At 68.1% G+C, this 11,010-nt stretch carries 6 protein-coding genes; all 6 read left to right on the top strand.

The genetic code is table 11. The features are described from left to right. The first annotated feature begins 10 nt into the window (after positions 1-10). From SINAC_RS19585 to SINAC_RS19560, 6 genes are read left to right on the top strand one after another with little or no spacing between them, the layout of a single operon-like run. Positions 11-1,057, top strand: a complete 1,047-nt coding sequence (locus tag SINAC_RS19585) for an AAA family ATPase (RefSeq protein ID WP_015247338.1) — start codon at positions 11-13, stop codon at positions 1,055-1,057. Then, positions 1,026-1,943, top strand: coding sequence for a DUF58 domain-containing protein (locus SINAC_RS19580; RefSeq protein WP_015247337.1), 918 nt, complete (start codon positions 1,026-1,028; stop codon positions 1,941-1,943). Before SINAC_RS19585 ends, SINAC_RS19580 begins: the two co-directional genes overlap by 32 nt. Before the next feature lie 5 nt (positions 1,944-1,948). Beyond that, positions 1,949-4,111 (top strand): BatA domain-containing protein, encoded by a 2,163-nt coding sequence (locus tag SINAC_RS19575; protein ID WP_015247336.1) that lies wholly within the window; start codon positions 1,949-1,951, stop codon positions 4,109-4,111. A gap of 59 nt (positions 4,112-4,170) precedes the next feature. Continuing rightward, on the top strand, positions 4,171-6,624 hold the full coding sequence (locus SINAC_RS19570; RefSeq protein ID WP_015247335.1) for a vWA domain-containing protein: 2,454 nt from the start codon (positions 4,171-4,173) through the stop codon (positions 6,622-6,624). A gap of 58 nt (positions 6,625-6,682) precedes the next feature. Beyond that, positions 6,683-8,920 (top strand): hypothetical protein, encoded by a 2,238-nt coding sequence (locus SINAC_RS19565; protein WP_015247334.1) that lies wholly within the window; start codon positions 6,683-6,685, stop codon positions 8,918-8,920. Continuing rightward, the gene (locus tag SINAC_RS19560) at positions 8,907-10,979 is read left to right on the top strand and encodes a DUF4175 family protein (RefSeq protein WP_015247333.1); all 2,073 of its coding nucleotides are present in this window, start codon (positions 8,907-8,909) and stop codon (positions 10,977-10,979) included. Before SINAC_RS19565 ends, SINAC_RS19560 begins: the two co-directional genes overlap by 14 nt. Positions 10,980-11,010: the final 31 nt, after the last annotated feature.

Raw genomic sequence — 11,010 nt, 5'->3', positions numbered from 1 at the left:
GGACGCGATCTTGAGTACCGCGACCGAGGATCTCGACCTCGCCGAACTGGACGAACTGCGCACCGCCCACCAGCAGATCCGCCAGCAAATTGCCCGGCAGATCGTGGGGCAGGACGACGTCGTCGATCAACTGCTGATTGCCGTCTTCGCCCGGGGGCATTGCATCCTCGAAGGGGTGCCCGGCCTCGCCAAGACCTTGATGGTCAACTCGCTGGCGCGGTCGCTCTCGCTCGAGTTCAACCGGATCCAGTTCACGCCCGACCTGATGCCCAGCGACATCACGGGCACCGAGGTCCTCTACGAAGACAGGACCACCGGGGCCCGCGAACTCCGGTTCGTCCACGGCCCGATCTTCGCCAACCTGATCCTGGCGGACGAAATCAACCGGACGCCCCCAAAGACCCAGGCCGCCCTGCTCGAAGCGATGCAGGAACGGCAGGTGACCGTCGGCGGCCACCGCCACCCCCTCCCCGACCCCTTCTTCGTCCTGGCGACCCAGAACCCGATCGAGCAGGAAGGGACCTACCCGCTCCCCGAAGCCCAGCTCGACCGGTTCCTCTTCAAGATCTTCATCAACTACCCGACGCCCGAGGAAGAACGGCGGATCTACCGGATCACCACCGGCGTGGAACAGCCGGAAATCACCCCGCTGATCTCCGGCGAACGGATCGCGAGCCTGCAACGCCTGGTCAGGCGCGTGCCGGTCTCCGACCAGTGCATCGACTACTCGATGGACCTGGTCCGGGCGACGCGCGGCCCTGCCCACGGCGGCCCCAAGTACATCGGCGACTGGGTCTCCTGGGGCGCGGGGCCCCGCGCGGGGCAAGCCCTGATCCTCGCCTCGAAGGCACGCGCAGCCCTGGCGGGGCGGCCCAGCGTCTCGATCGACGACATCCAGACGGTGGCCCGGCCGGTGCTCCGGCACCGGATCGTGATCAACTACAACGCGCAGGCGGCGGGCGAGTCGAGCGACTCGATCATCAAGAGACTCCTGGAAGACATCCCGGTCCGGAAGGGAGCCGCCGATGCCGCCGTCGCGGACGTATTCCGATCCTGACACGATCGCCCAGATCGCCGACCTGACGCTACGCTCGCGACGGCTCGCCGAGGGGGGGATCAGCGGCCAACACCGCAGCCCCTTCCACGGGTTCAACATCGAGTTCGCGTCGTACCGGGAATATACCCCCGGCGACGACCTCCGCCGGCTCGACTGGCGGGTCTTCGCCCGGTCCGACCGCCACTACATCAAACAATATGAAGAAGAGAGCAACGCTCGAGTCACGTTCGTCGTCGACGCCAGCGCGTCGATGAACTACCGTGGCTCCAAGGCCGCGCTCTCGAAGTTCGACTACGGCGCCACCCTGGTCGTCACGCTGGCGATGCTCCTGGCCCGGCAGCAAGACCCGGTCGGCCTCGTCCTGTTCGACGAGGACGCGGGGACCGTGCTCGCCCCCAGCGCGACCCAGTCGCAGGTCACCGTGATGTCGGGCCTTCTGGAAGGCTGCGTGCCGGCCCGGAAGACCGAGCTCGGCGGCATGCTCCGCTCGCTCGCAGGGCGGATTCGCAGGCGCGGCCTGCTCGTCATCGTCTCCGACCTGTTCACGGACCTCGAGGCCGTGTACGACAGCCTCAATCGACTGCGGTTCCAAGGCCACGAGGTGCTTGTCTTGCAAGTGCTCGACCGCGACGAAATCGAGCTGCCGTTCGACGGCCCCACCCTCTTCCGCGACATCGAAGGGGACGAAGAACTCTACGCCGAGCCCGGCGCGTTCCGCCTGGCCTACCGCCGCGCGATGGACGAGTTCCTCGACGGCGTGAGCAAAGAGTGCGGCGCACGGGGCTATGACCACGTCCGGTTCTTCACCGACACCCCCTTGAGCGTGTCGCTCAGCTCGTTCCTGCACGCTCGGCAGGAAGCGGGCGGAACAGGCGGGCGGGGCTGACCCTTATGTTCACATTCTTGAGTCCGCTGCTGATCTGGGGCGCGTTGCTGGGCGTCATTCCCATCATCATCCACCTGCTGAACCGCCGCCGGTTCCGCCGGGTGGAGTGGGCGCCGATGCGCTACCTCAAGCTCACCATTCAGCGCAACCGGCGACGGATCCAGATCGAGCAACTGCTTTTGCTCCTCCTCCGGATCGCCCTGCCGGTCCTGCTCTTCTTCTTTCTCGCCCGCCCGCTGGTCAACCCGACCGGCCTCGAGCGCTGGCTCGGTGGCGGTGGGCGGACCAGCCACGTCATCCTGGTGGACGACTCGCTGAGCATGGGCTACGTCTCCGACGGCCCCCCGGCCTTCCATCGCGCTCGCGAAGTGGCCGCCGCCCTCCTCGCCGCCACCCGGCCGGGGGACCGCTGCACGCTCGTGGCGTCCTCAGCCCCGCGCACCCCGGTCTTCCTGGAAGTCGAAGGGACTCGCCGGGAGGAACTGTCGGGGGACGCCCTCTCGATCCCCCAGACCGAGACCCACGCCGCCTGGCCGGCCGTGCTGGAAGGGGTCGACGGAGTCCTCCAATCGTGCACATACCCCACCCGGCAGCTCACGATCATCACCGACCTGCGAAAAGCAGGCTGGGAAGCAGGCGTCTCGGCGATCGCACGCCGCTGGAATGAGCAAGGGCTGCACGTCCGCATCGTCGACGTCGGAGCCGACGAGGTGGCGAACGTCGCTTTGGAATCCCTGGTCCCGCTCGACCGGACAATCCTGGCGGGAGCGGAGAGCCGCTGGGAAGCCCTGATCCGCAACGCCTCCCCACGCGTGATCACGGGGGCCAAGGCGATCCTCCGGGTGGACGACCGGCCGATCGAGCTGACCCTCCCTGAGATCGCGCCTCGGCAGACCGCGAAGGTGCCGCTGACGGTCCGCTTTCCCGGCAGCGGGCCGCACGACGTTTCGCTTCAACTCCCCGAGGACGAGCTGCCGGGGGACAACCAGCAATGGGCCGCGGTCCCGGTGAAGGATTCGCTCCTGATCCGCCTGGTGGACGGCGAGCCGTCGTCGGAACCGTTCGGCTCCGAGGTTGACTACCTCGCCGCCCCGCTCTCGATCGGGGTCGGCGACGCCGAAGCCTGGCGGGTCGAGACGGTGCAGGAGGAGGATTTCCTCTCCCCCCGGTTCGAACCGGCCGACGTCCTCGTCCTCGCGAACGTCGCCGCGCCCACGGCCGAGCAGGCGACCCAGTTGGCCCGCCTCGTCCGAGGGGGCATGGGGCTCATGATTTTCACGGGGGCCAAGCTCGATCACGGGCTCTACAACGACCTGCTCTATCGGACCGGCGAGAAGCTGCTCCCGCTCCCCTTGAAGGCACAAGTCGACGGCGAGATTCGCGGCCTGTTCATCGAGCCGGTGCGGCCCTCGCCGATCGAGAAACTGCTTGAGCTGCGGCCCTCCGCGCTCGAACGGGTGACGGCCCGGCAAATCATGACGGTCGGGGATGAGGCCGACGAGGCGAAGGTGCGGGTGCTCGCCCGCTGGAACGACGTGGCCCGCTCGCCTGCGATCATTGAGCGGGTCGTCGGCGACGGCCGGGTCCTCTTCTGGACGAGCACAGCCGACCGCGCCGGGAACGACTGGCCGATCGAGCCGAGCTTCGTGCTGGCCGTCCGCGAGGCCGTGCGCGGCACCGCGCGGCCCACCTCGCTGGCGAACACGGTGACAGCCGGCGATCGGCCCCGACGGGTCGTTCGCTCGAGCCAGCAAGTCGTCAACGCCAAGGTGAGCCCGCCCGGCACCGGCGAGCCGCAAGCCTTGGCAGCCGTCCCGCTCGCCGACAAAGCGGCGGACGACCTCGGACCGGCCGTGGCGATCGACCTGCCCGACACCCGACGGGCCGGGCTCTACCGCCTGACCTGGGACGAAGGGCCGCTCGGCACCCAGCAAGACCTCTTCGCCGCCAACCCGGACCGCCGTGAGAGTGCACTCGCTCGGATCAAGGAGCGAGACCTCAAGGCACTCTTGCAGCCCTTGAAGTTGGAGGTCGCCTCGGCCCGGGGCGACGGCATCGACGCGTTCTCGGCGACCGGCCAGGAAGTCTGGCATCAGCTCGCCTGGGGGCTCCTCGCGCTCCTGATTCTGGAACCGATCCTGGCGACCTGGGTCGGCCGCTCGCGCTAAATGGCTGACGGCCGGCCGCGCCATCCCGATATTTATCTTTCTCAGTCAGGCGGAGGGTTATGAGCAGCATCTGGAAGTGGCTCCTGGGAATCGACCGATCGCCCGGCGAGGTTGCGCCCGGAGGCAGCACCCGGCTGGAGCTGTCCGCCCTGCCCGAAGGGAGCGCGGCGCTGGCCGTCCTCATTGCGGCCGTGGCGCTTACCGCCCTCCTCTGGAAGCTCTACCGCCGCGAACGGCGCGACCTCTCGCAGTCGAGGCGGACCCTGCTGGTCGGCCTCCGCCTGCTCGTCCTGGTCGCGGTCGCGGTCATGCTCATCGAGCCGGTCCTGATCACCGTCCGCCGCGAGACCGTGCCGTCGCACCTGCCGATCATCATCGACGACTCGGAGAGCATGAAGTTCGCCGACCCGTACACCGACGAAACGAAGGCGGCCGAGGTCGCCGCCGCGCTCGAACTCCGGTCGGAGGGGGGGAAGTCGCCCGTCGACCGGCTCCGGGAGACACCGAGGCTCGACCTCATCAAGGCGTCGCTCCGCCCCAACCTGGCGAAGCTCGGGCGCGGGCGGGAAGTCTTTCTCTCCGACCTGGAGGCAGGGGTCCGGAGCGGGACCGCCAGTAGCCCTTCGCGCAACAAGAAGCTCGACGACCTCAAGCCGAACCGAGGGGTCTCGCCGCTGGGGGATGCGCTCCGGGACGTTTTGGCGTCCCACCGAGGTCGACCCGTGGCCGGGATCGTGCTGGTGACCGACGGGCGATCGAACGCGGGGGAAGATCCGCTCAAGGCGGTGGAAGCGGCGATCCGCCAGGGGATCCCGGTCTTCCCGATCGCGGCGGGGGCCGAGGAAGGGCCGAGGAACGTCCGGCTCGCCGAGGTGGAAGCCAGCCCGGTCGTCTTCGCCCGTGACCCGATGACGGTCGGCGTCATGATCGAAGCGCGCGGGCTCAAGGACGCCGAGGGGACGGTGACCCTGGAACAACGGATCAACGACAACGACTGGGAAACGATCGGCGACCAGCGGGTGGCGCTGGGCGAAGACGGCGTCCTCAAGCGGACGACGTTCCGGATCACCCCCAAGGTGGTCGGCCAGTATGAGTTCCGCGCCCGGGTCGGCGACGCCGGCCCGGAGCTGACCCTGGAGGACAACGTCGCGACCACCCCGGTCCGGGTCGTCCGCCAGCAGATCCGGCTCCTCATGATCGCCGGCTCGCCGTCGGCCGAGTTCCAGTTCCTCCGCAACGCCCTTCAGCGCGACCAGCACGTCGAGTCCGGCATCTGGCTGCAACACGCCGACCCGGGCTACAAGCAAGGAGGCGACCGGCCCATCCAGCGCCTGCCCAGCGACGCGGCCGAACTTGGCCGCTACGACGCCCTCCTCCTGGTCGACCCGGACATGCGGGCCCTCGGCGCCCAATGGCCCGAGATGATCATGAACTTCGTCGGCAAGGAAGGGGGCGGCCTGATCTTCGTCCCCGGCGAGCTGTACTCCCAGCAACTCTTCGAGACCGACGACGCCGAGTCCGAAGGGGGGCAATGGACCCGCCTCCTCCCCGTCGTCCGCGAGCCCGGCCTCTTCCGGACCGAGGCGCAAGTCCGCCTGAGCACGCAAACCACCTACCTGCTCGAGCTGACGCCCGAGGGCCGGGGCGACCCGATCTTCGAGTTCAACTCCGACCCGATCCGCAACCGGGCGATCCTGACGAGCCTGCCCGGCATGTACTGGAGCTTCCCGGTCACCCGGGCCCGCCCCGGGGCGACGGTCCTCGCCCGCCACGGCGACCCCCGGATGCAGAACCAGTACGGGCGGCACGTTTTGCTCGCCTCGCAACTGTACGGGCCGGGGCGAACCGTCTTCATCGGGTTCGACAGCACCTACCGCTGGCGTTATCTCTCGGAAGACTACTTCGACGGCTTCTGGGCCCGGCTGGTCGACCGCGTCGGCCGGAACAAGGCGCTCGGGGGACGGTTCCCATTCCAGGTCCACCTGGGCAAATCAGCCTATCGGGTCGGCGATCAGGTCACGGTCGGGGTCCGGTTCACCGAGGCCGCCGCCGTGGCCGAGGCCGCCGGCCTGGCCGCCGAGCTCGAGATTGGCGACCAGCCGGCCGAGCCGATCCACTTCGAACGGGCGATCGACGACGCCGAGTTGCTCACCGCGACCTTCCCGGCCGAGAAGGCAGGGTCGTACTCGCTGAAGATCACCCCGGCCACAGGCGCGGAGGAGGGGTCCTCCGTCCGGGTCTCGACCACGACCTTCCGCGTCGAGCCGCCGAGGCGGGAGATCGACGAGCCGTCGCTGAACCGGCCGCTCCTGGCCGACCTCGCCCGGCTCACCAAAGGGAAGGTCTTCGACCTACCCACGATCAGCAAGCTCGACGACGCGATTGCGATGCGCGAAGTCACGCGCACCCTGGAAGATCGCGAAGAACTGTGGGACGCCCCCCTGCTCTATGCGACGATCATCCTCGGCCTGACTTCGGAGTGGGTCCTCCGCAAGGTGTTCCGGATGGTCTAACCTCGAGAGCAAGAGCAACGGCCCTTCCCTTTTATTTTTTCTATCGAGACCACGAACCGTGACGACCGCGACCGACAACACGAGCCTGGGTTCGCTTCGCGAGGAGCAGGCGCTTCTGCGGTCGCGCCTGGCACGGCTGCGCCGGCGGTTGCAACTGCAAATGGCCCTGGAGTTCGCGCTCGACGCGGCGGTCGCCCTGGTGGCGACGGCCGCGTTGCTGGTCTTCCTCGATTGGTGGTTCCGCCTCAACCTGCCTGCCCGGCTCATCCTGCTGGCGGCCGTCCTGATCGGGGTCGTCCCGTTCGCCATCCTCCGCGCCCTCCGGGGCTGGCGGGCGGCCCGGCTCGACGACCTCTCGCTGGCGGTGACCCTCGACCGGTTCCGACCGGGGACAGGAGGGCGCGTGGCCGACGTGCTCCAGCTCCCCGACCAATTGGGGGAGTCGGAGGAATCCGTCTCGCCGGCGATGATCCGGCTGGCGGTCCGCCAGGCCAGCGAGGCGCTGGCCGCTTCGGACTGGGCCTCGCTCTGGAACCGAGGGCGGACGCTCAAGCGCAGCGCCGCTTTGCTCGCGGCCCTGCTCGTCCCCACTGCGTTCGCCCTGATCGCGCCTCAAGCGGCCCGGCTCAGCGCGGCCCGCTGGCTGCAAGGGTCCACCGAGCGCTGGCCGCAACGGACGTATCTCAGCGTGGTGGGCCTGGGCGACCGCAACCGGATCCTGGCCCCCCGCGACGAGACGTTCGCGCTGGAGGTCCGGGCCGACCTGGCCTCGGTCGAACCGCGCAAAGGGCACTGGATCGTCTCGGGACGCGGCGAACCGCTGATCTTGCGGAGCCTGCCCAAAACGCCGGAAGTCCCCAAGGCGGTGCGAGTTCGGGAACGAGCGGCCAAGGGGGCGGTGCGTGACGCCGTCATGGTCGCGACCGGCCCTTCGCTCTTCCGTTACGAGCTGCCGCCGTCGTCGACGTCGACCACGTTCGACCTGACCGGGGGAGACGACTGGCTCGGGCCGGTGAAGGTGGACCGGGTCGACCGCCCCTCGCTGGCGGCGACCAAGCTGCGGGTCAAGGAGCCGGGCTCCCCCGGCAACGAGTTCCGGGCGATCGACGCCAGCGCCCAGCACCCGGTCTTCCTCCCCGACACCGAGGTGGAGCTGACCCTCGTCGGCAGCGAGCCGATCGCCGACGCCCAGCTCACCGTCCACCCCGGACAGCCGCCGAAGCTCAACCGCGTCGACGCGAGCACGTTCACCGCCCGCTGGACGCTCCGCGAGGCAATCACGCTGGAGATCCAGCTCACCTCAAAGGCGACCGGCCTGACCTCGAAGCCTGCCTTCTTCTCGATCGGGCTGCTGAAGGACCGCGAGCCCCGCGTGGCGCTTCGGGCCCTCGGCGTCGGCGCCCACGTCACGCCTGTCGCGACCATCCCGCTCTCCCTCAACGCGACGGACGACCTGGGCCTTTCCGCCGTCCGCTTACAGCTCGAGCGGACGACGGCCGCCGGGGAAAAGGAAAAGGACAAAGGCGAACCAAAGACAACAAAGAAGACGGTCTTGCTGCCGCTGACGACGGATGGGGCCCGCGCGGTGCTCGACCACCAGGCTCGGCACGACGTCGAGTTGCAGGCCGACCCGCCCCCGCTCGGGACGATCCTCCGGTTTGTGGCCGAGGCCGAAGACAAGTGCGCCCGGGGGGTCCAGGTGGGCCGATCGGCCGCGCTCCAGTTCCAGGTCGTCGCTCCCGACGAGCTTTTCTACGAGATCCTGATCCGCCAGCGCGCCGAGCGTGCGAAGTTCGTCATGCTCTACGAGGCGGCCGAGAAGCGGGCCACCGCCCTGAGCGGCGCCCCTTCGGCCGACGACTACGCGACCGCAATGCGCGGCCTCAACAACGGGTCGCGGCAGCTCGACCTGATCGCGGGGCGAATTGCCGACACCCTGCAAGAAATGAAGCTGAACCAGGTCGGGTCCCCGAAATCACACCGCCTGCTCCAGGAAGGGGTGATCGACCCGATCCGCGCCCTCAACGCCGGCACGGTGAACGAACTGCGCAGCGTCCTGCAATCGCTCACCGGGACCGCCCCGAAGGCAGGGGCCGACGCCGAGTCGGTCCGCCGCCTCCACGGAGAGGTCGTGGCCGGGATGAAAATCATCCTCGACCAGATGTCTCAATGGGAAAGTTTCGTCGACGTCGTGAATCAGGTGGCCGAAGTCATTAAAATGCAGCAAAATGTCCTCCAGGCCGCCGAAAAAGCCCGGGAGTCGCGCACGCAGGAGGTTTTCGATGAAAAGCCCTAGCACGCATCGCCGCCCAGGAATAACGGCCGGCCGCCTGGCTCTCTTCCTCTGGATCGCCACGGCAACCCACGTCATGCCCCGCCTGGCCCAAGCGCAAGCCAAGCCAGACGCAGCCAAGGCGGCCAGCGTCTTCGACGATGAGAAGGCCGACGAAAAGAAGCCTGACGACAAAAAGGCTGACGACAAGAAAGCCGACGATAAAAAGGCTGACGACAAGAAGCCCAACGATAAGAAGGCTGACGACAAGAAGGCCGACGACGAGAAGAAAAAGGCTGACGACGAAAAGAAGGCCGACGAAAAGCAGAAGGCCGACGACGAGAAGATGGCGAAGGAGAAGGAGCAGGCCAAGAAGGCGACCGCCTCCGAACGCGACTCGATCGGCTTCACCCAGGAGAACGTCGCCGCCCAGATGACCGAGTTGGAAGAGCGGATGTTCCGGCTCTCCGAGGCGCTTCGCGGCCTCGAACCAGAGAACGCCTCCCGGCTCCGCCTGGCCTTGAAGTTCTCGCGTGAGGAGCAGATCCTCGACCAGATGCGCGAGACCCATAAGTTCATGAAGGACGCGCAGCTCAGCAAGGCCGAGACCGAGGTCCGCGAACTCGTCGCGAAGCTCGAGCACCTCCGTAACCTGCTGCTGGCCGAAGACCTCGACTTCCAGCTCAAGGTGGCTCGACTCCGCCAGATGCGCGAAGCGCTCAGCCAGCTCGATCGGATCGTCAAGGAAGAAAAACGCGAGCTCGGCTGGTCCCGGTTCGCCATCGAGCAGCGGAAAGGGCTGGACCGCCTGGCCGCCCGCCGGCCCGACCTCGAAGCCCTCGCCCGCGACCAGAAGGCTCTGGTCGCCGACACCAAGAACGCGCCCCCGAACGGCGACGCCGTGAAAGAGGCAAAGGCCGCGATCCGCGAGCGTGAAGTCAAGATCCGGAACACGGCGAACGCCCTCGCCACCGACCCTTTGTTCGCGGACCTTCAGCCCCCCCACCTCCGCCGGGCCGACGCCCACCTGGGCGACGCCGTGAGCTTGCTCGAAGGGACCGACGTCGACGCGGCCGTCGAAGCCGAGGAAAAGGCCCTCGCCATGATCGGCCAGGAGCTCACCCGGTTCGACGAGCAGGTCGCCCAATCGAAGCAGACGATCGCCGACGGCGAGTTCAAGCGCCGCCAGGGGGATCAATCGAAGAACCGAGCCGCGACCGACACGCTCTCCGAAGTCTCAGCCCGGTTGGGAGACACCGGGGTCGCCCTCCGCAAAGACCTGATCCGCGCGAGCGGGTCGATGCGGACCGCCGAAGAGGGCCTGGGCCAGACCGCAGCGGAGCCGGCGGCCGACAACCAGTCGGCCGCGCTCGAGGCGTTGACGAAGTCGCGTGAGGAACTCGCGCAGGCCGTCGAGAAGCTGCTGGTCGAGCTCCGCAAGGAGCTGCAAGCGCGGCTCGTCGCCGAGCTCACCGAGATGCATGAGCTTCAGGCCGCGATCCGCGAGACGACCCAAGCGCAAGCCCCGCGCGTCCTCCAGAAGTCGCGGACCGCGCTAATCGCGGTGTCCGGCCTCTCCAAGAAAGAGGCCGAGCTGGGCGAGCGGACCGAGCATTTGCTTGCCTTGGTCGAAGAGACCGAGTTCGGCATCGCCCTGCCCACGACGCTCCGCGTCCTCGGCCGCGAGATGCGGAACATCGAAGGCTGGTTGAAGGCGGGTGACGTCGCCCCTCGCACGATCGCCCTGGAAATCCGGGTCGAGGAAGACTTGCTCGGCCTGCTCCAGGCGATCCGCCGCCTCCCTCCCGGCACCCCGCCCCCCCCCGGCTCGCCGCTCCCTTCGGACTTGCGGGAACGCGAACGCGAGCTGAACCGACTCGTCGCCGAGCTCAAGATGATCCGGATGCTCCAGTCCCGGCTCAATGACGACACGGTGGGGGTCGATAAGTCCCGGCCCGATATTTCCGAACTGCCCCCCGCCCTCCGTCGTGAAGTCGAGGCCCTCGAAGCCTCCCAAGATGAGATCCGCGAGTCGCTCGCGAAGATCGCCGAGCGCCTGGAAAACCCCGACGACAACCCTTGATTTGATGACCCGGCCCTTTCGACGGAAAAAG

Source organism: Singulisphaera acidiphila DSM 18658, assembly GCF_000242455.2.
Classification (GTDB): Bacteria; Planctomycetota; Planctomycetia; order Isosphaerales; family Isosphaeraceae; genus Singulisphaera; species Singulisphaera acidiphila.
This window is presented reverse-complemented; position numbering and strand designations above follow the sequence as displayed.